This window comes from Proteus terrae subsp. cibarius (assembly GCF_011045835.1).
Lineage (GTDB): Bacteria > Pseudomonadota > Gammaproteobacteria > Enterobacterales > Enterobacteriaceae > Proteus > Proteus cibarius.
On record NZ_CP047349.1, the window covers coordinates 601,220 to 625,076 of the forward strand.

Genomic DNA, 23,857 nt, shown 5'->3' on the forward strand with positions numbered 1-23,857 from the left:
GCTATTTCATTATTGATTGTTTAATTAAACGATATTTATTTAGCCATAGATTCAGCTCGTTTAAATACTAGGGTATTGCCCTCTGATTCTGCTGAATTAAATTGATAACCTTCAAGATCAAATTCTTTTAGTTGTACTTTATTGGTTAGCTTTTCTTGGATAATAAAACGACTCATTAATCCACGGGCTTTTTTTGCGTAGAAACTGATAACTTTATATTTGCCATTTTTTTCATCAAGGAAAACAGGCTTAACAATTTCAGCATTGAGTTTCTTTGGGTTAACTGATTTAAAATACTCATCAGATGCTAAATTAATAAGAATATTATCACCTTGTTCTTCAAGTGCTTTGTTTAATGTTTCTGTAATGGTATTTCCCCAAAATTGGTATAAATCACTTCCTTTGCTATTTTTTAGCTTTATTCCCATTTCAAGGCGATAAGGTTGCATTAAATCAAGAGGGCGAAGCACACCATATAAGCCAGAAAGCATACGTAAATGCTGTTGTGCAAATTGAAAATCATCTTCAGAAAAAAGCTCAGCTTGCATTCCGGTATAAACATCACCTTTAAATGCCAAAATAGCTTGGCGTGCATTCTCTGGTGTGAAATTAGGTTGCCATTCACCAAAACGAGCTACATTTAATCCTGCGAGCTTATCGCTTATTTTCATTAAGCTAGCGATGTCGCTAGATGACAATTTTCGACATTCTTCAATAAGTTGTTGGGAATATTTTAGCAATTCAGGTTGGGTGAAGTGCGTTGTTGCTAAAGGCGATTCGAAATCCAGTGTTTTAGCTGGTGAAATGGTGATTAGCATAATTCCCTCGATACGTTATTTTAATGTTGACCAAATATAGCAAATTATTTCGATTAAAGACTAAATTATAGTAATAGGAAAAAACAATGGTTTCTCTTATTTGTCGTAAAATTCGAAAATTTAAACGATTCAGCCTGTGATTATCTTCTGTTTTTTTCCGCTTTTGTTTTGCGAAAACGTTTGGCATTCAAATAATTGCTTTGTATGAATTTAAGCGTCTTGTAGTGTGAGCAGTCCATGTTATTATCAATAGATATCCGCAGGTGACTGCAAACAGATTTACCTAGTAGATGAGATAAACAAAATGACCAACAAATTGACTTCTTTGCGTAAGCTGACAACTGTTGTTGCTGACACTGGTGACATCGCAGCAATGAAACTGTATCAGCCACAAGACGCAACTACCAACCCATCTTTAATTTTAAATGCAGCTCAAATTCCTGAATATCGTAAATTAATTGATGAAGCGATTGAATGGGCTCGTTCACAAAGCGATTCTCGCGAACAACAAATCGTTGATGCTTGCGACAAACTGGCAGTAAATATCGGTTTAGAAATTTTAAAACTGATCCCTGGTCGTATTTCAACAGAAGTTGATGCACGTCTTTCTTACGACACACAAGCGTGTATCGAAAAAGCTCGTCATCTAATGAAACTTTATAATGATGCCGGTATCAGTAACGACCGTATTCTTATCAAATTAGCATCTACTTGGCAGGGTATCCGTGCCGCAGAGCAATTAGAAAAAGAAGGTATCAACTGTAACCTGACTTTACTGTTCTCTTTCGCTCAAGCACGTGCATGTGCTGAAGCAGGTGTTTACCTGATTTCTCCATTTGTTGGTCGTATCATGGATTGGTATAAAGCCAATACAGATAAAAAAGAATTTGCTCCTGCTGAAGATCCAGGTGTGATTTCTGTTACTGAAATCTATAACTATTACAAACAACACGGTTATAACACTGTTGTTATGGGAGCAAGCTTCCGTAATATAGGTGAGATTTTAGAATTAGCAGGTTGTGATCGTCTGACTATTGCTCCAGCACTGTTAAAAGAATTATCAGAAGCTGAAGGTGAAGTTGAACATAAATTATCTTACAAAGGTGAAGTGAAAGCGCGTCCAGAAGCTATCACTGAAGCTCAATTCTATTGGGAGCACAACGCTGACCCAATGGCAGTAGATAAATTATCTGATGGTATTCGTAAATTTGCTGTCGATCAGGAAAAATTAGAGAAAATGATTGCGGATTTATTATAATTCGTCGTTAAATTCTTATAAAAATCTTAAATACCCATCTTATACAGGTGGGTATTTTCATTTTTTTTCTCTCAAAATAACATTTAAGTAAATTTTAAGATTAAATTGATTGGAATATATTATTTATCCGGTAATAATTATAAAAATATATTATTAAAATACTCTATTTATTATTGGTGAATTATGAAAAAGATTGTCTTGGCAACGGTACTTGCATCGTTATTTTTTAGTGGCGCTGCAATGGCAGAAAGCAAAACCGCATTCTCTTTACCTGCAATTGAAAAAAGCGCTGAAAGTGGAAATTCAGCATCTCAGTATCAATTGGGCGTAAAATATGAGAACGGCGAAGGTGTTGAACAGGATGCACAAAAAGCACTGGAGTGGTATACCAAAGCGGCAGAGCAAGGTCACGCTGAAGCACAGTTAAATTTAGCACTTATGTATGACATGAGTGATGATATCGACCGTGATGCAGAAAAAGCAGTTTATTGGTATAACAAAGCAGCTGTTCAAGGTGTCTCTTTAGCCCAATACAATCTTGCTGTTTCTTACGATGATGGTGATGGCGTAGAGCAAGATCATGAGAAAGCAGTGTATTGGTATACTAAAGCCGGTGATCAAGGTGATAGTGACGCACAATACAACCTTGGTATCTCTTATGATGAAGGTATCGGTGTAGCACAAGATCATGAAAAAGCAGTAGTTTGGTATACCAAAGCGGCAGAACAAGGTCATGCTGACGCACAATATAACCTTGCTGTTTCTTATGATGATGGTGAAGGTGTAGAACGTAATGGTACTAAAGCAGTTTTCTGGTATACCAAAGCAGCAAACCAAGGTAATCGTGATGCGCAAAATAACTTAGGCGTAATGTACGATGAAGGCGATGGCGTTGCTAAAGACGCGCGTAAAGCGGTTGAATGGTATAGAAAATCAGCTGTACAAGGTAATGGTCTGGCACAAAATAACTTAGCTTTAAACTATTACTATGGTAAAGGCGTTAAACGCGATCTGAAAGAAGCTTATGCATGGTTCTCTGTTGCTGTTGAAAATGGCGATGGTGATGAAGCTATGTTAAAACGCACTGCTCGTGCATTAAATGCAGCACAATTAGCCGAAGCAAAAAAATTGGCAGCTTCTTATATTACTAAATATATTGATGAGTAATATTAATTAATATTATTCAAGATTAAAAAAAGGGAGCTTCTGCTCCTTTTCTTATTTTTAGTTAAAGCTAAATAAAAATAGATTGTTATCATTTCTTTATTATCTATTCTCAATAATCAAATATTAAATATCAGTAATATATTGAGATTCCTTTTAATTCTCTTGTGTTCTCATGGTAATATCTGCGCGCAAGTTAGATGGTTATTGATTAATTGAGGTTTGATATGAACGAATTACGCATAGGGTTAGTTTCTGTTTCTGATCGCGCATCAAGTGGGGTTTATGAAGATAAAGGCTTACCCGCTTTAGAAGCTTGGCTAAAAGCTGCATTAACAACGCCTTTTCATATCGAATCACGTTTAATTCCTGACGAACAACTCATGATTGAACAAACACTTTGTGAGCTTGTTGATGAAGTTGGTTGTCATTTAGTGTTAACAACTGGGGGAACCGGGCCTGCTCGCCGTGATGTCACTCCTGATGCTACATTGGCTATTGCAGACAGAGAAATGCCTGGTTTTGGCGAACAAATGCGCCAAATTAGTCTGAAATTTGTGCCTACGGCTATTTTATCTCGCCAAGTTGGTGTTATCCGTAACCAAGCGTTAATTCTAAATCTGCCGGGGCAACCTAAAGCCATCGCAGAAACACTGGAAGGATTAAAAGATAATGACGGTAATGTAATTGTTAGCGGTATTTTTGCCAGTGTGCCGTACTGTATTCAACTGCTTGATGGCCCTTATGTTGAAACAAATGAAGCTATTGTTGCTGCTTTTAGACCTAAATCAGCTCGCCGTTCTACTTGAGAATAAATAATGTAAAAGGTTATTTTTGTCATCAAACTTCTGGCTAGGAAATGTTCTGACTTTGTTTGGATAACTCAAAGGTAACCTTATATTTATTTGATATTTTTATTATAAAAATTAAAAAATGTTATTTTTCAATTGATTATGAACTTATTTTAAGCTTGCTCTTAAAAAAGTATTTCAGATAAATCATAATGCTATTTGGAGATGGTCTAACGCCATGAAAAATAACATTTTTTAATCCTCTCTTTATTCTCAGACACAAGTTTTTCGCATTTTTTGCATTTTTTTTCATTATTCCCCTTGATGAATGTATTTATGACCCCATCTACTTTTGCAACTGCAATTACCACTATTGAGTTGCGTTGATTTTATATCCGCTTTGAGATGATGTTGTTAAGTCTATTAATTTGTGACTTGAAAAATGAATATTCATCCTCATATAGATTGGTAGTCAAATTGATAAAGAATTCTCTTTGGAGGCGTTTAAATGGGTAAAATTATTGGTATTGACCTGGGTACAACTAACTCTTGTGTTGCTGTAATGGATGGCAAAAATGCCCGGGTTATTGAAAACGCAGAAGGTGATCGCACAACACCTTCAATCGTTGCTTATGCACAAGATGGTGAAATCTTAGTTGGTCAACCTGCAAAACGTCAGGCTGTGACTAACCCACAAAATACTTTATTTGCCATCAAACGTTTAATTGGTCGTCGCTTTGAAGATGATGAAGTTCAGCGTGACGTAGCTATCATGCCTTACAAAATTGTAAATGCTGATAACGGTGATGCTTGGATTGAAGTGCGTAACGACAAAATGGCTCCACCACAAGTATCTGCTGAAGTCCTGAAAAAAATGAAGAAAACAGCAGAAGACTATTTAGGTGAAGCAGTTACTGAAGCAGTTATTACTGTTCCTGCTTACTTTAACGATGCTCAACGTCAAGCAACTAAAGATGCGGGTCGTATCGCAGGTCTTGAAGTTAAACGTATTATTAACGAACCAACTGCGGCTGCTCTGGCTTACGGCTTAGATCGTGAAGTGGGCAACCGTACTATCGCAGTTTACGACTTAGGTGGTGGTACATTCGATATCTCTATCATCGAAATTGATGAAGTTGATGGCGAAAAAACTTATGAAGTTCTGTCAACCAATGGTGATACTCACTTAGGTGGTGAAGACTTCGATAGCCGTTTAATTAACTACTTAGTTGATGAATTTAAGAAAGAGCAAGGCATTGATCTGCGTAACGATCCATTAGCAATGCAACGTCTGAAAGAAGCTGCAGAAAAAGCGAAAATCGAATTATCTTCTGCACAACAAACAGATGTTAACTTGCCATATGTCACTGCAGATGCGACAGGCCCTAAACACTTAAATATCAAAGTTACTCGTGCAAAACTGGAATCTTTAGTTGAAGATTTAGTTAAACGTTCAATGGAACCAGTACGTGTTGCATTAGAAGATGCTGGCCTGAAAGTTAGCGAAATTAACGACGTCATTCTGGTTGGTGGTCAAACTCGTATGCCAATGGTTCAAAAAACCGTTGCTGATTTCTTTGGTAAAGAGCCACGTAAAGACGTTAACCCAGATGAAGCTGTTGCAATGGGTGCGGCTGTTCAAGGTGGTGTATTAGCAGGTGATGTTAAAGACGTTCTGTTACTTGACGTAACACCACTGTCTTTAGGTATCGAAACAATGGGTGGTGTAATGACTTCCCTGATCGGAAAAAATACCACAATCCCAACTAAACATAGCCAAGTGTTCTCTACCGCAGAAGATAACCAATCTGCTGTAACTATTCACGTATTACAGGGTGAACGTAAACGTGCAAGTGATAACAAATCACTGGGTCAGTTTAACTTAGATGGTATTCAAGCGGCACCACGCGGTATGCCACAAATCGAAGTGACTTTTGATATCGATGCTGATGGTATTTTGCATGTATCAGCTAAAGATAAAAACAGTGGTCGTGAGCAAAACATCACAATCAAAGCTTCTTCTGGTTTAAATGAAGATGAAATCCAAAAAATGGTTCGTGATGCAGAAGCAAACGCAGAAGCTGACCGTAAGTTTGAAGAGTTAGTACAAACTCGTAACCAAGCTGACCAATTAGTTCACGGCACTCGTAAACAAATTGAAGAAGCGGGCGATAAATTACCAGCGAACGATAAAGAAGCTATCGAAAAAGCGGTAAGCGAGTTAGAAATTGCTTCTAAAGGCGAAGATAAAGACGCTATTGAAGCAAAAATTAAAACATTAGTTGAAGCTTCTGAAAAACTGCTAGAAATCGCACAACAACAAGCTCAAGCTGGTGCAGCAGGTAATGCTGCAGGCGCGGATGCAAGTGCAAAGAAAGATGATGACGTTGTCGATGCAGAATTTGAAGAAGTTGACGGCAAAGACAAGAAATAATGCCCTTAACGGGCCGCGGTAACTCACCTGTGAATAGTTACTGATACCGAACACGGGCGTCGAGGAAACTCAACGCCCGTGTGCTTATGTCAAGGGTAATCTAGAATGGCGAAAAGAGATTTTTACGAAGTACTCGGTTTAAGTAAAACTGCCGACGAAAAAGAAATTAAGCGTGCATATAAGCGTTTAGCAATGAAATATCACCCAGACCGAAATCAAGGTGATAAAGACTCAGAAGCAAAATTCAAAGAAATCAAAGAAGCTTATGAGATCTTAAGTGATGCTCAAAAGCGTGCTGCTTATGATCAATATGGTCATGCGGCATTTGAACAAGGTGGATTTGGTGGTCAAGGTGGCGGCGGCTTTGGTGGTGGCGCTGACTTTGGTGATATCTTTGGTGATGTATTTGGCGATATTTTTGGTGGTGGTCGCCGTCAACAACGCGCAGCGCGTGGTTCTGACTTACAATACAACATGGATCTAACGCTTGAAGAAGCGGTTCGTGGTGTTGCTAAAGAAATTCGTATACCTACACTAGAAACATGCGACAAATGTCATGGTAGCGGTGCTAAAGAAGGTACATCAGCAGAAACATGTTCTACTTGTCATGGTGCTGGTCAGGTTCATTTACGTCAAGGTTTCTTCACTGTACAGCAGGCATGTCCAACTTGTCATGGTCGCGGTAAAGTGATTAAAGAGCCTTGCTCTAAATGTCATGGTGATGGTCGTGTTGAACGCTCTAAAACGCTATCTGTCAAAATTCCAGCTGGTGTTGATACAGGCGACCGTATTCGCTTAAGCGGCGAAGGTGAAGCCGGTGAAAACGGTGCACCAGCAGGCGATTTATACGTACAGGTTCATGTTCGCCAGCATCATATTTTTGAACGTGATGGCAACAACCTTTACTGTGAAGTTCCTATTAACTTCGCTATTGCTGCTTTGGGCGGTGAAATTGAAGTCCCAACACTTGATGGCCGTGTGAAACTTAAAATTCCAGCAGAAACACAAACTGGGAAAATGTTCCGCATGAAAGGCAAAGGTGTTAAATCAGTACGCAGTAGCAGTATTGGTGACTTAATGTGTCGCGTTGTAGTTGAAACACCTGTTAAACTCAATGAGAAACAAAAAGAGTTAATGCAACAACTGGGTGAATCATTCGGTGGCAAGAGTGGAGAGAAAAATACCCCTCGCTCTAAAAGTTTCTTAGATGGTGTGAAAAAATTCTTTGATGATTTAACCAAATAATTTTTCTTATCACCTTCAAAAAAGCCTGATGATAAAGACTGTCATCAGGCTTTTTTATTTGAAGGGTAATTCATATTTATCCTATCTTGATAGCAACAATACCCGCTAAAATCACTAAACACGCCAATAGCTGTTTACGGTTAAATTGCTCTTTTAACAGATAGACAGATAAGATCATGGCAAATAACACGCTGGTTTCTCTTAAAGCCGCCACAAGTACGATTGAAGCATGACTCATCGCCCATATCACTATGCCATAGCTTACCAATTGCATGATCCCGCCCCAAAATGCGGGTTTCCAATAATCTTTTATTTTGGTTTTTAAATGTTGGCGATAACGAAGCCAAGCAAGTAAATACATTGCAACACCATTTAAAAAGAAGAGCCATAAAATATAAGCAAAAGGTGTTTCACCTACACGAGAGCCATTACCATCAGATAGGGTATAGCTTGCGGTAAATAATGCGGTAAGCAGCGCAAAAAAGAGTGCATCTTTACGTAAATTAAACTCTGCTATTTTCCTACTGCGTGAGATAAGGATAATACCTAAAATGATAAATAAAATACCTAGCAAGCCAGCTATTGGTAGTGTTTCATGGAAGAGAAAGAAGCCAAGAAAAGCGGTCATTAATGGCGCACTACCGCGAGAGATAGGATAAACCTGATTAAAATCAGCTAAGGTATAACAACGACTTAAAGAGAGTGTATAACCAATATGAAATAAAACAGAAAGAGCAAGCCATTTCCATGCACCAACATCAGGTAGCCCAACCCAAAACAGGGTGGGGATTGTTACAACACCAGAAAAGAAAGTTAGTAACGAGATCCCTAAAAATCGATCATTGCCTACTTTAACCAATGCATTCCAACATGCATGAAAGATAGCTGCAAATAAAACGGCAATAAAAACAGTAATCGACATATTGATAGAAACCTTAATATGGAAAGGGTAATTTTTTATAAAACAATAACACAATGGTTAAAGAGTGAATACGTTACTATTTTTTATCATCTGAGCTTATTTAAAGCGTGAGGAAACAGAGCTAGATTATTTTCAGTAATGAAAATTGATATGTTTGACCTATTTTATCGATTGTGAGTAATTATCAAAAAAGAGGCTTGTTTTTACTGATTTGTAATAAAAGTCCTTTTTATTCAGTGTGTTGATTTCTATTGTTTAAATTATCCTTCTTTTTATCTCATTGAAGGATCATGTCGATAAATTGATATTATTCATCTTGTTTTTCTTGATATTTCTTTAACTAATCGAATAATTCGAGTGATTATCCATAAATAATCTGATTTTTACGAATCCATGATTAGCATATTATTAACAAGATTAGTGATTCTGAGGTTAATATTATGACGGCAATTATTAGACAATTTTTGAGATTAGAGGCATCAGGCGGTATTCTTCTGATTATTGCTGCTATTATCGCATTGATTATGGCGAATACACCTCTAAGTGCTTTGTATAATGAGTTTTTATCTATTCCTATCATGATCAAATTCGGAGCATTCGAACTTGATAAACCATTATTACTTTGGGTAAACGATGCCTTAATGGCGATCTTTTTCTTAGTGGTAGGATTGGAAGTTAAACGTGAATTAAAAGAAGGCTCTTTGGCTCAGCGTGATAGAGCTATTTTCCCAGCGATAGCCGCTGTGGGGGGCATGTTAGCTCCGGCATTGGTTTATTTGATGTTCAATAGTACTGATGCTATTGGGCAGCAAGGGTGGGCAATTCCTGCGGCAACAGACATTGCTTTTGCCCTGGGTGTTATGGCGTTACTTGGCAAGCGAGTTCCTGTTGAACTAAAGGTCTTCTTATTAGCATTAGCTATTATTGATGACTTAGGTGTCATCGTTATTATTGCGCTCTTTTATTCAAAGAGTATTGCATTAATGCCTCTTGCTTTGGCGGGGTTGATAGTGATTGCTCTGGGCATAATGAACTGGCGTAAAGTCGGCAATACTGCGGCTTATTTAATTCTTGGATTCATCTTATGGGTGTGTGTTTTAAAATCAGGAATTCATGCAACGATTGCGGGTGTGATTGTTGGATTCCTTATCCCATTAAGAAATAAAGAGGGGGATTCTCCTTCTGAAGAATTAGAGCATGTGTTGCACCCTTGGGTTGCCTATTTTATTTTACCGCTGTTCGCATTTAGTAATGCAGGGGTTTCTTTAAATGGCGTAACGCTTGATGGTATGTTGTCTGCCTTACCGTTAGGTATCGCGTTAGGTCTATTTTTGGGTAAGCCGATTGGAATTTTCCTCTTTAGTTGGGTTTCGGTAAAACTAGGCATTGCAAAATTACCAGATGCGATTAACCTTAAACAAATATTTGCAGTGTCTGTGCTATGTGGTATCGGTTTTACTATGTCTATCTTTATCGCGGGATTAGCATTCGATGGTGCAGATGGAGCTTATAATACCTACGCTAAGCTTGGTATTTTAGTAGGCTCAACGGTAGCCGCTGTTGTGGGATATTTGTTGCTTCGCTCTGTTTTACCGAAGTTAAAAACGAAGTCAATATAGGGAAATTTATTACGGACTTGAGTTTCTCAACACAATAAATACCGAGCTATATATTTAAACCTACGGTGCAATACGATGTATTGTGCCGTAGGTGTTTTTATGAGGATTGGATGCAAGGAAAGCCAATCGCAAACTAATGCGTTATTACATAGTCTGTGTTTGAAGCACAGAAGTTGAAAGGAAGATAACTATGCGGGTGTCACATCTCAACTTTAATCATCTTTATTATTTTTGGCATGTGTGTAAAGAAGGCTCTGTTGTGGGTGCAGCGCAAGCGCTGTATCTGACACCTCAGACAATTACAGGGCAAATTAAAGCATTAGAAGAAAGATTAGGTGGCAAACTATTTAAACGCCAAGGAAGAGGATTAGTTCCGTCAGAATTGGGTCAGCTCATTTTTCGTTATGCTGATAAAATGTTTATGCTCAGCCAAGAAATGCTGGATATCGTCAACTACAGTCGTGAATCGAACTTATTGTTTGATGTTGGTGTTGCGGATGCATTATCTAAACAATTAGTCAGTCGTGTATTAGAAACGGCTGTTATTGATAATGAGCAAATCCACTTGCGCTGTTTTGAATCGACTCATGAACTATTACTCGAACAATTAAGTCAGCATAAGTTGGATATGATCCTATCCGATTGCCCTGTGGATTCGTCACAACAAGAAGGTCTGTTCTCTGTAAAACTTGGCGAATGTAATATGAGCTTTTTTTGCAGTCATCCTCTTCCTGAAAAACCGTTTCCTGAATGTTTAGAAGAGCGAAAGCTCCTCATTCCGGGCCGTCGATATATGCTAGGTCGCCATTTATTAACATGGATACGTAACAAAAACCTTCAAGTGGAAATACTGGGTGAGTTTGATGATGCGGCATTAATGAAAGCATTTGGCTTAAATTATAATGCTATCTTTGTAGCACCATCACTGTATACCGATGAAACTTTTGCTCATAGTAATATCGAAGAGATTGGAATGCTTGATACGGTAAAAGAAGAGTACTACGCGATTTTTGCAGAGCGAATGATCCAACATCCAGCCGTTCAACGTGTTTGTAATACCGACTTTTCAGAACTCTTTAATGGAGACAAGATGAGTGTTGCAAACCCATAAGTGGGTTGTGATTAAAAAGCAGAAAACAAAAAACCGGCATAAGCCGGTTTTTTATAACACAAGAAAGCAATATTACATTGCTTTGATTTGTGCTTGCAGATTAGCTTTATGACGTGCAGCTTTATTCTTGTGAATTAAGCCTTTAGTTGCCTGGCGGTCAACAAGTGGTTGCATGTCATTAAATGCTTTTTGTGCTGCTTCTTTATCACCTGAAGCAATTGCTGCGTATACTTTTTTGATGTAAGTACGCATCATAGAACGACGGCTTGCGTTGTGCTGACGACGCTTTTCAGACTGAACCGCACGTTTCTTAGCTGATTTGATATTAGCCAAGTTCCAACTCCCAAATATATTCTAGCGAGGACAAATACAAAGGTGAAGGAATATGCCTTTTCAACCTAAGTTTGTCAATGGATTTATACAAAATTAGCGTCGTTGTACGCGACACTTGTTTCGTTGTGATGGCGCAAGATTTTATCAGTTAAGACGGGTAGAATACAGTCTTTTGAGTGAAAAAATCATCAAAATCGTGTATATGAGTAATAAATAATAGATTCTAATAGGATCTATGATGGATTTTATGCGGTTTTATAACCAAGAAGTGAGTGATAGTCCATTTTTGTTTGATGTGAGCAATCAAATTTAAGAATAACAGTGTATCGACTTGTCGAGATATTACTCATCAATAAACATTGATATATTGGGTTACTCTCAAGCCTTTGACAAGGTATAATCCAATAATTTCCACGGTATTGAGCCAGTTATGGAGCTAATTCGCGGTATACAAAATATTAGAGCGCTACACCACGGTTGCGTTCTGACAATTGGGAATTTTGATGGTGTCCATAGAGGCCATCAGGCATTATTAAAACATTTGAAGCAAGAAGCGTCACAGCGAGGATTACCTACTGTTGTGATGACATTTGAGCCTCAACCACTTGAGTTCTTTTTACCAGAAAAGGCACCAGCACGTCTGACTCGCTTACGAGATAAGATAAAGTATTTAGCTGAATGTGGTATTGATTATCTTTTGTGTGTCAAGTTTGATAAACAATTTGCAGCGCAAACCCCAGAAGAGTTTGTTTCATCACTATTGGTGAATAAATTAGGGGTGAAGTTTCTTGCTATTGGCGATGATTTTCGCTTTGGCAAAAACCGTGAAGGTGATTTTCACTTTTTGCAACAAGCCGGTGCAAGATATGGATTTGAAGTCGCTAATACTGAAAGTTATTGCGATAAAGGATTGCGTATCAGTAGCACTGCGGTACGAGAAGCGTTACTCAATGATGATTTAGCCCTTGCTGAATCACTACTGGGTCATCCTTACAGTGTTTGTGGGCGTGTTGTTCATGGTAATGAATTAGGTAGAACTATTGGTTTTCCGACAGCCAATATTCCTATGAAACGCTTAGTTGCACCCGTTAAAGGTGTTTATGCCGTTGATGTCTATTTATCAGATAATCAATCACCTTTACCTGGTGTGGCAAATATCGGAAGTCGTCCTACTGTACAAGGGAAGGGCGTACAATTAGAAGTTCATTTAATCGACGTTAATATGGATTTATATGGACGTCGTATTGATGTTGTGTTACGAAAGAAATTACGTAATGAACAGCGATTTGCATCATTGGATGCATTAAAGCAGCAAATCGCAGATGATGTGGCTACTGCTAGGGATTTTTTATCGCAGCGGTCGGAGTCATAAACTAGCGGAAAATTGGAACTGAGAATCGAATGAGTGACTATAAAAATACCCTGAACTTACCAGAAACAGGGTTCCCTATGCGCGGGGATTTAGCAAAGCGCGAGCCAGAGATGTTATCACGTTGGTACAAAGAAGGTTTGTATCAAGCAATTCGTCAGGCTAAAAGTGGTAAGAAAACATTTATTTTGCACGATGGCCCTCCATACGCCAACGGCAATATTCATATTGGTCACTCAGTAAACAAAATTCTCAAAGATATTATTATTAAATCCAAAGGGCTGTCAGGCTTTGATTCTCCGTATATTCCAGGATGGGATTGTCACGGATTACCTATCGAACTAAAAGTTGAGCAAATCGTAGGTAAACCAGGAGAGAAAATATCGGCAGCGCAATTCCGCGAGGAATGTCGTAAATACGCTTACGAGCAAATCGAAGCACAGAAAAAAGATTTTATTCGTTTAGGTGTTCTAGGGGATTGGGAAAAACCTTATCTTACAATGGACTATAAAACTGAAGCGAATACTATCCGTGCATTAGCGCGTATTATTGCAAATGGTCACTTGTTAAAAGGGGCTAAACCTGTTCACTGGTGTACTGCATGTGGCTCATCACTGGCAGAAGCTGAAGTTGAATATTACGACAAAACCTCACCTTCCATTGATGTGCGTTTCACTGCCGTTAATCCAAGTGCAGTTGCCGCAAAATTCCATGCAACAACGGATAAGCCAGTTTCTTTGGTTATCTGGACAACAACGCCTTGGACATTACCTGCTAACCGCGCTATCGCATTAAATGCAGAATTTAATTATGCCTTAGTCTCTTTTAACGATGAATGCGTGATTTTAGCCGCTGATCTTGTTGAAGGCGTAATGAAGCGTATCGGTGTAGAGAGCTGGGCTGTTTTAGGAGAATGTAAAGGTGTTGATTTAGAGCTACTACGCTTTAATCATCCATTTATGGGCTTTGATGTTCCTGCAATTTTAGGTGATCACGTTACGTTAGAAGCGGGTACAGGTGCTGTTCATACTGCACCAGGCCACGGCCCTGATGACTTTGTTGTTGGTCAAAAATATGGCTTAGAAGTTGCAAACCCAGTTGGACCAAATGGTTGCTACTTAACAGGTACTTATCCAACATTAGATGGCGTTTTTGTTTTTAAAGCGAATGATGTCATTGTTGAACTGCTAAAAGAGAAAGGCGCTCTATTGCATCATGAAGCCTTACAACATAGCTATCCTTGCTGTTGGAGACATAAAACTCCGGTTATTTTCCGTGCAACACCACAATGGTTTATTGGCATGGATAAAAACGGGTTACGTCAACAATCATTAAAAGAGATCAAAGGTGTTAAATGGATCCCTGATTGGGGTCAAGCACGTATTGAATCAATGGTTGAAAACCGTCCTGATTGGTGTATTTCTCGTCAACGTACTTGGGGTACGCCAATGTCTCTGTTTGTTCATAAAGAGACTCAAGAGCCACATCCTCGTACTTTAGAGTTAATGGAAGAAGTCGCCAAACGTGTTGAAGTGAGCGGCATTCAAGCATGGTGGGATTTAGATATCCGTGAAGTGCTGGGTGATGAAGCTGACGATTACATGAAAACACCAGATACATTGGATGTTTGGTTCGATTCAGGATCAACCCACTCAACGGTTGTTGATGATCGCCCAGAATTCCACGGCAATTCAGCAGATATGTACTTAGAAGGCTCTGACCAACACCGTGGTTGGTTTATGTCTTCACTGATGATTTCGACTGCGATCAAAGGCAAAGCGCCTTACCGTGAAGTTTTAACACACGGTTTTACCGTAGATGGACAAGGCCGTAAAATGTCTAAATCTATCGGTAACACAGTCAGTCCTCAAGATGTAATGGATAAACTGGGTGCTGATATCTTACGTTTATGGGTTGCATCAACAGACTACACCGGTGAAATTGCTGTATCTGATGAGATCTTAAAACGTGCGGCTGATACTTATCGTCGTATTCGTAATACCGCTCGTTTCTTCTTAGCGAACTTAAATGGCTTTGATCCTGCAAAACATCAAGTTAAGCCAGAAGAGATGGTGACTCTTGATCGCTGGGCAGTAGGCCGTGCTAAAGCAGCGCAAGCGGATATTCTAAAACACTATGAAAATTACGATTTCCATAATGTTATTCAGCGCTTAATGCAGTTCTGTTCAGTGGAAATGGGTTCTTTCTACTTAGATATCATCAAAGACAGACAGTACACTGCGAAAAGCGATAGCGTTGCTCGCCGTAGTTGCCAAACTGCGTTATTCCATATCAGTGAAGCATTAGTTCGTTGGATGGCACCAGTTATGTCATTCACAGCAGATGAGATTTGGAATGAGTTACCGGGTGAACGCGCAAAATATGTTTTAACTGAAGAATGGTATACCGATTTATTTGGCTTAGATTCATCAGAAACTTTAAATGATGACTACTGGGCTGAATTACTTGCTGTTCGTGGTGAAGTCAATAAAGTATTAGAGCAAGCTCGTACAGATAAACTACTGCGTGGCTCTTTAGAAGCATCAGTAACTCTGTATGCAGATAAAGCTTTAGCAGATAAGTTAAATGCGTTAGGTAATGAACTGCGTTTTGTTTTATTAACTTCTCAAGCGAAAGTGGCAGATATTAATGAAGCACCAGAAACAGCATTAGCTTCTGATATGGCGGGTTTAAAAATCGCCTTTAACAAAGCAGATGGCGAAAAATGTCCTCGTTGCTGGCATTATGCGACAGATATCGGTCAAGTAGCGGAACACGCTGAATTGTGCGGACGCTGTGTTACTAACGTAGCCGGTAACGGTGAAGAACGTAAGTTTGCTTAATTAATGAAGAAAACACTTTGCTCTACAGGTTTACGCTGGCTATGGCTAGCTGTCGCCGTAGTGGTGTTGGATTTAGGAACGAAACAGTATTTCATGCAGACATTTCGTCTGTATGAATCTGTTGCTGTGATGCCTTTTTTCAATTTCACTTACGCCCATAACTATGGTGCTGCCTTTAGCTTTTTAGCAGATAAAGGGGGATGGCAACGTTGGTTTTTTGCACTGATTGCATTGGCGATCTGCATTACGTTATTGGTAATGATGTATAAAAACAAGGCGAGTGCCAAACTAAGTAACGTTGCTTATGCGCTAATTATTGGCGGAGCATTGGGTAATCTCTCTGATCGTCTGATCCATGGGTTTGTAATCGATTTCCTTGATGTTTATGTCGGAGATTGGCACTGGCCTACCTTTAATATTGCTGATATGGGGATTTGTATCGGTGCAGGGCTTATCATTATTGAGAGCTTTTTTCCTGATAAAAACGTCAGCCCTCAAGATGCAAAAAAGCAAAAATAATCAGACAAGAAGTTAACTAAAATAACCCCTGCCTTATGGCGGGGGTTACGCTTAATAGAAGGTATTAGTATGGTTATGCAGGTACTCAACGACAGCGCAGTGTTGCTGAATTTCACTTTAAAGTTAGCAGATGGCTCTGTTGCTGAATCTACACAAGCGCATGGTAAACCCGCTCTTTTTCGTTTAGGTGATGAAAGTTTATCGCCAGCCTTAGAAGCTGAATTATTGGGATTATCAACGGGAGATAAAAAAACCTTTACGCTTGCGGGTGAACATCTTTTTGGTAAATACAATCCTGACTTGATCCAATACTTTATGCCTTCTGACTTTGCAGAGTCTGGTGTGCCAGAAGCAGGCACTATCATGCTATTTACAGCAATGAATGGCAGTGAAATGCCGGGCATTGTAAGAGATGTCACTGAAGATTCTGTGACGGTTGATTTTAATCATCCGTTAGCGTCAGAAGAAGTGACATTTGATATTGAAGTTGTCAGCATCAATCCAGAGGAGGAAACAACGCATGCAAATACTGCTGGCTAACCCACGAGGCTTTTGTGCGGGTGTTGACCGAGCTATCAGCATTGTTGACCGCGCTCTGGAAATCTATGGCGCACCTATTTATGTTCGTCACGAAGTCGTTCATAACCGCTATGTCGTTAACGACTTACGTGAACGTGGCGCTATCTTTATTGAAGAAATTTCAGAAGTTCCTGATAACGCGATTTTAATTTTTTCTGCTCATGGTGTTTCTCAAGCTATTCGCCAAGAAGCTCGTTCACGTAATTTAACCATGCTTTATGATGCAACGTGCCCATTAGTCACTAAAGTTCATATGGAAGTGGCAAGAGCAAGTCGTAAAGGCAAAGAAGCGATTTTAATAGGCCATGCGGGACATCCTGAAGTTGAAGGCACAATGGGGCAATACAATAACCCTGAAGGGGGAATGTATTTAGTTGAGTCACCTGCTGATGTTTGGAAATTAGAAGTAAAAGATGAAGATAATCTTTGCTTTATGACTCAAACAACGCTTTCTGTTGATGATACATCTGAAGTGATTGATGCTTTAAATACACGCTTCCCAAAAATTATTGGGCCTCGTAAAGATGATATCTGCTATGCAACAACCAATCGCCAAGAAGCTGCAAGAGAACTTGCAGAAAAAGCAGATGTTGTATTCGTAGTTGGCTCTAAAAACTCATCGAACTCTAATCGTTTAGCAGAGCTTGCACAGCGAGCAGGTAAGCCTTCTTATCTTATCGATAGTTTTGAAGATATTGATGAGTCATGGGTTGCTAATGCAAATATTGTTGGCGTTACCGCAGGAGCTTCAGCGCCAGATATTTTAGTTCAACAAGTCTTAGAACGTTTAAAAACCTTTGGTGCTGATGAAGTGATTGAATTATCGGGGCGTGAAGAAAATATTGTTTTTGAAGTCCCGAAAGAGCTTCGTTTAGATTATAAAGTTATCGAATAATCTTACTTAAAGATGATAGTGACTTTACTCAACACAAAAAAGCAGAGCGAATAACTCTGCTTTTTTTATGTGTTGAGTAAAATTAAATGAATAATCATGCTGTTCATCTCTTTTACTGATAATGACTACGGTTTTGTGTGTTTTTCTTATCTCGAACGTTAAATGCTGGCATCAAGCGGATGACATCGCTAATCTGTAAACAATAAATAGAGATAATAAGTATCGTTAAGGAGAAATTTAGTTATGTCTGCAAAAGAACTTCGTCTTGCTGTCGTTGGTGCTGGTGGTCGAATGGGGCGCCAATTAATTCAGGCAATTTCTCAACAAGAAGGAACCATTTTAGGTGCTGCTTTTGAGCGTACTAATTCTTCATTGATTGGCGCTGATGCCGGAGAATTAGCGGGTATCGGGCATATCGGTATCACAATCACTGATAACTTGTTGGCTCAAGCGAATGAATTTGATGTATTAATTGATTTTACGCGTCCTGAAGGAACACTTTCTCATATCGCATTTTGTGTAGAGCAGAAAAAAGGCATGATCATTGGTACAACGGGCTTTGATGATGAAGGCAAAAAAGCCATAGATGATGCAGCGAAAATCATCCCGATCGTGTTTGCCGCTAACTTTAGTGTTGGCGTTAACTTAGTACTTAAATTACTTGAAAAAGCAGCTAAAGTGATGGGATCTTACTCTGATATTGAAATCGTAGAAGCTCACCATCGTCATAAAGTTGATGCGCCATCAGGTACTGCATTAGCAATGGGAGAGTCTATTGCAGATGCGTTAGGTCGTGATCTTAAACAGTGCGCAGTTTATGAGCGAGTAGGGCACACGGGAGAGCGTGATCCTCAAAGTATCGGATTCGCTACTATTCGAGCAGGCGATATTGTGGGAGAGCACACTGCCATTTTTGCTGATATTGGTGAGCGAGTAGAGATAAGCCATAAGGCTTCTAGTCGAATGACATTTGCAAATGGCGCTGTTAAGGCATCTGTTTGGTTGAGTGGTAAAAAACATGGTCTTTATAATATGAAGGATGTGCTTTCATTGGAAGATTTGTAATTTTTAAAAAAATAACTTATTGAAAACTCATAATTATTTTTATATTTATGAGTTTTTGTTTTGTTTGTAATGTTTTTTTAACTATTTATCTTATTTTTATTTATTATCTCTATTTTTTCTTCTTTTTTACCTACCAAAATACACCAAATCCTTATTTTCAGCCTTATTTCTTTTTTTTTTAATTATCTTGGTAAGCAAACGGTTAAATTTGTAAGATTGATTATATAAATTGTCACTTGGTTAGCTAAAATGCTAATGAGTGATATTTTTTAAATTAAAAAGGTGTTTTTTCTAGACATCTGCCTATTCGATCTTTAGAATGCGCCCAATTTGCCAAAAATTTGCCCAATTTTATGTTTTTGGCATTGATTTAGAGTCTTAAATCTGAATTAATATGCATGAAATGTGATTTATTATTCTCTGGAGGGCGTTTTGATTAGAAAAGCTATACTGGTTCTAGAAGATGGGACCGAATTCCACGGCAAGTCGATTGGCGCAGAAGGCGCCGCCATCGGTGAAGTCGTTTTTAATACTTCAATGACCGGTTATCAAGAAATACTAACCGACCCTTCTTACTCCCAACAAATTGTTACTCTCACTTATCCCCACATTGGCAATACCGGCGTTAATCGTTCAGACGAAGAATCAGAAACCATTCATGCTCAAGGCTTAATTATTCGCGACTTGCCATTAGTGATGAGCAACTATCGTGCGCAAGAAACGTTATCTGATTATCTTAAACGCCAAAATATTGTTGCTATTGCGGACATTGATACACGTAAGTTAACTCGTTTGTTGAGAGAAAAAGGCGCGCAAAACGGTTGTATTATCGCCGGTGAACATCTTGATACCAAACTTGCTCTTGAACAAGCCAAAGCCTTTCCTGGCTTAAAGGGGATGGATTTAGCCAAAACAGTAACTGTCAAACAGCCTTACCAATGGACTCAAGGAAGTTGGACACTAGAGAGTGAATTACCTAAAGCTAAATTAGCGACTGAATTGCCACTGCATATTGTGGCGTATGATTTTGGTGTGAAACGTAATATTTTACGTATGTTGGTGGATAGAGGGTGTCGAGTCACTGTTGTACCAGCACAAACATCAGCTCAAGATGTTTTAGCTCTTTCTCCTGATGGTATTTTTCTTTCCAATGGCCCCGGGGATCCAGAGCCCTGCGATTATGCCATTAACGCCATTCAAACTTTTTTAACTACCGATATTCCAGTATTTGGTATTTGCTTAGGGCATCAATTACTTGCATTAGCTAGCGGTGCTAAAACCATCAAAATGAAATTTGGTCACCACGGTGGTAATCATCCTGTTAAAGATCTAGATAAAAATACTGTGATGATCACAGCGCAAAATCATGGATTTGCTGTTGATGAAACATCACTTCCAGCCAATTTACGTGTGACACATAAATCTCTGTTTGATGGTTCTTTACAAGGTATTCATCGTACAGATAAACCAGCGTTCAGTTTCCAAGGCCACCCAGAAGCTAGCCCAGGACCACATGATGCCGCACCTCTTTTTGATCACTTTATCGAGCTTATCGCGCAATATCGTCAAAACCTGCAATCAGTGACAACAAAATAAATCAGGAGCGAAAGAAAATGGCTAAAAGAACAGATATCAAAACAATCCTGATTTTAGGTGCTGGGCCGATTGTTATTGGGCAAGCGTGTGAATTTGATTATTCAGGTGCTCAAGCATGTAAAGCCCTACGTGAAGAGGGATATCGAGTTGTTTTGGTAAATTCAAATCCTGCAACCATTATGACCGATCCTGAAATGGCCGATGCAACGTACATCGAGCCTATTCACTGGCAAGTTGTGAGAAAAATTATTGAAAAAGAGCGCCCTGATGCGGTATTACCGACAATGGGGGGGCAAACTGCACTGAACTGCGCGCTAGAGTTAGAGCGCCAAGGTGTTTTAGCTGAGTTTGGTGTCACCATGATTGGTGCAACAGCTGATGCAATTGATAAAGCAGAAGATAGACAACGCTTTGATAAAGCGATGAAAAAAATCGGTTTAGATACTGCGCGTTCAGGTATTGCACATAGCCTCGATGAAGCTTTTGCTGTTGCTGAACAAGTTGGTTTTCCATGTATTATTCGCCCTTCATTCACAATGGGCGGAACAGGTGGTGGGATCGCCTATAATCGCGAAGAATTCGAAGAAATCTGTATTCGCGGTTTAGATTTATCACCAACCAATGAATTATTAATTGATGAATCGTTGATTGGTTGGAAAGAGTACGAAATGGAAGTTGTGCGCGATAAAAACGACAACTGCATTATCGTCTGTTCTATCGAAAACTTCGATGCAATGGGAATTCATACGGGGGATTCCATTACCGTTGCGCCAGCACAAACCCTTACCGACAAAGAGTATCAAATTATGCGTAATGCCTCGATGGCGGTATTACGTGAAATCGGTGTTGAAACTGGCGGTTCTAACGTTCAGTTTGCCGTTGATCCAAAAACAGGGCGCTTGATTGTTATCGAAATGAATCCTCGTGTTTCGCGTTCATCCGCGCTTGCCTCTAAAGCAACTGGTTTCCCAATTGCGAAAGTTGCTGCAAAATTAGCGGTAGGTTATACCCTTGATGAGCTGATGAATGATATCACTGGCGGGAGAACACCAGCCTCTTTCGAACCATCCATTGATTATGTTGTGACAAAAATCCCTCGCTTTAACTTTGAAAAATTTGCAGGAACAAATGACAGATTAACAACACAAATGAAATCTGTTGGCGAAGTGATGGCGATTGGTAGAACACAACAAGAGTCCTTACAAAAAGCATTACGCGGTCTTGAAGTGGGGGCAACAGGTTTTGATCCTAAAGTCGATTTAGACGACCCTGAAGCATTAACGAAAATTCGCCGTGAGCTGAAAGAAGCTGGCTCAGACAGAATTTGGTATATCGCAGATGCTTTCCGCGCAGGATTATCTGTTGATGGTGTATTTAATCTCACCAATATTGACCGCTGGTTCTTAGTTCAAATTGAAGAAATCGTTCGTCTTGAAGAAAAAGTGAGTGAAGTCGGTATCAAAGGATTAAGCGCTGATTTCTTGCGTCAGTTAAAACGTAAAGGCTTTGCTGATGCACGCCTAGCTAAAATACTTAACGTAAAAGAGCATGCCATTCGCCAATTACGTGAGCAATATCAGCTACATCCTGTTTATAAACGTGTTGATACTTGTGCGGCAGAATTTGCTACTGATACGGCTTATATGTACTCAACTTATGAAGAAGAGTGCGAGGCAAATCCACATCAAGATAAACCTAAAGTGATGATTTTAGGTGGTGGACCAAATCGTATAGGGCAAGGGATTGAATTTGATTATTGCTGTGTTCATGCGGCTCTTGCGTTGCGTGAAGACGGTTACGAAACCATCATGGTGAACTGTAACCCTGAAACGGTTTCAACGGATTATGACACCTCTGACAGACTCTATTTTGAACCTGTTACGTTAGAAGATGTGCTTGAAATTGTACGTATCGAAAGACCGAAAGGGGTGATCGTGCAATATGGTGGACAGACACCATTAAAATTAGCCCGAGCGTTAGAAACAGAAGGTGTACCAGTGATTGGGACAACACCAGATGCTATTGATAAAGCAGAAGATCGTGAACGTTTCCAAAAAGCTGTTGATAAATTAGGGCTTAAACAGCCTGAAAATGCCACTGTAACCGCGTTAGAAGAAGCTGTAGAGAAAGCACAACTGATTGGGTATCCACTGGTGGTTCGTCCTTCTTATGTACTTGGCGGACGTGCAATGGAAATTGTTTATGACGAAGTTGATTTACGTCGTTATTTCCAAACTGCAGTCAGTGTGTCAAATGACGCACCTGTCTTATTAGACCGTTTTCTTGATGATGCGATTGAAGTTGATATTGATGCGATTTGTGACGGTAAACAAGTCGTGATTGGTGGCATTATGGAGCATATCGAACAAGCAGGTGTTCACTCTGGTGACTCGGCTTGCTCCTTGCCTGCTTATACCCTAAGCAAAGAAATTCAAGATGTGATGCGTAAACAAGTTCGTGAACTTGCTTTTGAATTAGGTGTAAAAGGGTTAATGAATGCACAATTCGCGGTGAAAGGTGATGATGTTTATCTTATTGAAGTTAATCCTCGTGCAGCTCGTACCGTACCTTTTGTGTCAAAAGCCACTGGCGTACCATTAGCAAAAGTCGCTGCACGCGTAATGATTGGTCAAAGTCTTGAAGAACAAGGTGTAACAAAAGAAGTTATTCCGCCTTATTACTCTGTAAAAGAAGTCGTTTTGCCTTTCAATAAGTTTGCGGGTGTTGATCCGATTTTAGGGCCTGAAATGCGTTCAACAGGCGAAGTTATGGGCGTTGGAACAACCTTTGCTCAAGCCTTTGCTAAAGCGATGTTAGGCAGCAGTTCTACCATGAAGAAAAAAGGTAGAGCACTTCTTTCTGTACGTGAAGGTGATAAAAAGCGAGTTGTTGATTTGGCGACGAAATTGCTAAAAAGTGGATTTGAATTAGATGCTACACATGGTACAGCCATTGTATTAGGCGAAGCGGGAATAAATCCTCGCTTAGTCAATAAAGTGCATGAAGGCCGACCACATATTGAAGATAGAATTAAAAATGGTGAATACGACTATATTGTTAATACCACATCTGGTCGTCAAGCCATTGAAGATTCTAAAATTATTCGTCGCAGTGCATTAAGATATAAAGTCCATTATGACACGACGTTAAATGGTGGATTTGCAACAACACTGTCCTTAACAGCCGATCCGACGGCGAGTGTTATTTCAGTTCAAGAAATGCACGAAAAGATAAGAAAGGCTTAAGTTTATTTGTTGTCGTAATAATGATCCCGAATAAGAGGAAACTTGTATTCG

At 39.4% G+C, this 23,857-nt stretch carries 18 protein-coding genes; 15 read left to right on the top strand and 3 right to left on the bottom strand.

The window, feature by feature from the left end:
* Positions 1 to 35 precede the first annotated feature (35 nt).
* Positions 36 to 818, bottom strand: a complete 783-nt coding sequence (yaaA, locus tag GTH25_RS02850) for a peroxide stress protein YaaA (protein WP_164530316.1) — start codon at positions 816 to 818, stop codon at positions 36 to 38.
* A 304-nt stretch (positions 819 to 1,122) separates the two neighbouring features.
* Between yaaA and tal the strand changes: the two genes are divergently transcribed.
* The 5 genes from tal to dnaJ all read left to right on the top strand — a co-directional run bounded on the left by tal (position 1,123) and on the right by dnaJ (position 7,710).
* Complete coding sequence (tal, locus tag GTH25_RS02855) at positions 1,123 to 2,076, top strand: transaldolase (protein WP_075674224.1); 954 nt, start codon at positions 1,123 to 1,125, stop codon at positions 2,074 to 2,076.
* A 183-nt stretch (positions 2,077 to 2,259) separates the two neighbouring features.
* Positions 2,260 to 3,243: a tetratricopeptide repeat protein gene (locus GTH25_RS02860; RefSeq protein ID WP_099659994.1), complete on the top strand. Its 984-nt coding sequence runs from the start codon at positions 2,260 to 2,262 to the stop codon at positions 3,241 to 3,243.
* 224 nt (positions 3,244 to 3,467) lie between these two features.
* Entirely contained in the window at positions 3,468 to 4,049 is a 582-nt protein-coding gene (mog, locus tag GTH25_RS02865; RefSeq protein ID WP_164530317.1) for a molybdopterin adenylyltransferase, read from the top strand.
* A gap of 490 nt (positions 4,050 to 4,539) precedes the next feature.
* On the top strand, positions 4,540 to 6,465 hold the full coding sequence (dnaK, locus tag GTH25_RS02870) for a molecular chaperone DnaK (RefSeq protein ID WP_164530318.1): 1,926 nt from the start codon (positions 4,540 to 4,542) through the stop codon (positions 6,463 to 6,465).
* A 105-nt stretch (positions 6,466 to 6,570) separates the two neighbouring features.
* Entirely contained in the window at positions 6,571 to 7,710 is a 1,140-nt protein-coding gene (gene dnaJ / locus GTH25_RS02875; RefSeq protein ID WP_075673704.1) for a molecular chaperone DnaJ, read from the top strand.
* Between the two features lie 76 nt (positions 7,711 to 7,786).
* Here the strand turns inward: dnaJ and GTH25_RS02880 are convergent, their stop codons facing one another.
* Positions 7,787 to 8,632 carry a DMT family transporter gene (locus GTH25_RS02880; protein WP_075673705.1) on the bottom strand — a complete coding sequence of 282 codons (846 nt, stop codon included), beginning with the start codon at positions 8,630 to 8,632 and terminating at the stop codon, positions 7,787 to 7,789.
* A gap of 440 nt (positions 8,633 to 9,072) precedes the next feature.
* On the opposite strand from GTH25_RS02880, the gene nhaA reads away from it, so the two are divergent.
* A complete protein-coding gene (gene nhaA / locus GTH25_RS02885) occupies positions 9,073 to 10,251 on the top strand; it encodes a Na+/H+ antiporter NhaA (protein WP_164530319.1) in 1,179 nt (392 codons plus the stop codon).
* A 190-nt stretch (positions 10,252 to 10,441) separates the two neighbouring features.
* Entirely contained in the window at positions 10,442 to 11,362 is a 921-nt protein-coding gene (gene nhaR / locus GTH25_RS02890) for a transcriptional activator NhaR (RefSeq protein ID WP_075673707.1), read from the top strand.
* Between the two features lie 72 nt (positions 11,363 to 11,434).
* On the opposite strand, the gene rpsT is transcribed toward nhaR, so the two are convergent.
* Positions 11,435 to 11,695: a 30S ribosomal protein S20 gene (rpsT, locus tag GTH25_RS02895; protein ID WP_069368645.1), complete on the bottom strand. Its 261-nt coding sequence runs from the start codon at positions 11,693 to 11,695 to the stop codon at positions 11,435 to 11,437.
* Between the two features lie 430 nt (positions 11,696 to 12,125).
* On the opposite strand from rpsT, the gene ribF reads away from it, so the two are divergent.
* From ribF to carB, 8 genes are all read left to right on the top strand, one after another.
* The gene (gene ribF, locus GTH25_RS02905) at positions 12,126 to 13,067 is read left to right on the top strand and encodes a bifunctional riboflavin kinase/FAD synthetase (protein WP_075673708.1); all 942 of its coding nucleotides are present in this window, start codon (positions 12,126 to 12,128) and stop codon (positions 13,065 to 13,067) included.
* 29 nt (positions 13,068 to 13,096) lie between these two features.
* Entirely contained in the window at positions 13,097 to 15,907 is a 2,811-nt protein-coding gene (gene ileS, locus GTH25_RS02910; RefSeq protein ID WP_099659989.1) for an isoleucine--tRNA ligase, read from the top strand.
* A 3-nt stretch (positions 15,908 to 15,910) separates the two neighbouring features.
* Positions 15,911 to 16,426 carry a signal peptidase II gene (lspA, locus tag GTH25_RS02915; protein WP_075673710.1) on the top strand — a complete coding sequence of 172 codons (516 nt, stop codon included), beginning with the start codon at positions 15,911 to 15,913 and terminating at the stop codon, positions 16,424 to 16,426.
* A gap of 69 nt (positions 16,427 to 16,495) precedes the next feature.
* Positions 16,496 to 16,966, top strand: coding sequence for an FKBP-type peptidyl-prolyl cis-trans isomerase (gene fkpB, locus GTH25_RS02920; RefSeq protein WP_075673711.1), 471 nt, complete (start codon positions 16,496 to 16,498; stop codon positions 16,964 to 16,966).
* Positions 16,947 to 17,900 (top strand): 4-hydroxy-3-methylbut-2-enyl diphosphate reductase, encoded by a 954-nt coding sequence (gene ispH / locus GTH25_RS02925; protein ID WP_075673712.1) that lies wholly within the window; start codon positions 16,947 to 16,949, stop codon positions 17,898 to 17,900. Before fkpB ends, ispH begins: the two co-directional genes overlap by 20 nt.
* Positions 17,901 to 18,143: 243 nt before the next feature.
* Positions 18,144 to 18,965 carry a 4-hydroxy-tetrahydrodipicolinate reductase gene (gene dapB / locus GTH25_RS02930; RefSeq protein WP_075673713.1) on the top strand — a complete coding sequence of 274 codons (822 nt, stop codon included), beginning with the start codon at positions 18,144 to 18,146 and terminating at the stop codon, positions 18,963 to 18,965.
* Positions 18,966 to 19,397: 432 nt separating this feature from the next.
* The gene (gene carA / locus GTH25_RS02935) at positions 19,398 to 20,561 is read left to right on the top strand and encodes a glutamine-hydrolyzing carbamoyl-phosphate synthase small subunit (RefSeq protein ID WP_075673714.1); all 1,164 of its coding nucleotides are present in this window, start codon (positions 19,398 to 19,400) and stop codon (positions 20,559 to 20,561) included.
* Positions 20,562 to 20,578: 17 nt separating this feature from the next.
* Positions 20,579 to 23,806 (top strand): carbamoyl-phosphate synthase large subunit, encoded by a 3,228-nt coding sequence (carB, locus tag GTH25_RS02940; RefSeq protein WP_075673715.1) that lies wholly within the window; start codon positions 20,579 to 20,581, stop codon positions 23,804 to 23,806.
* The last annotated feature ends 51 nt before the right edge of the window (positions 23,807 to 23,857 follow it).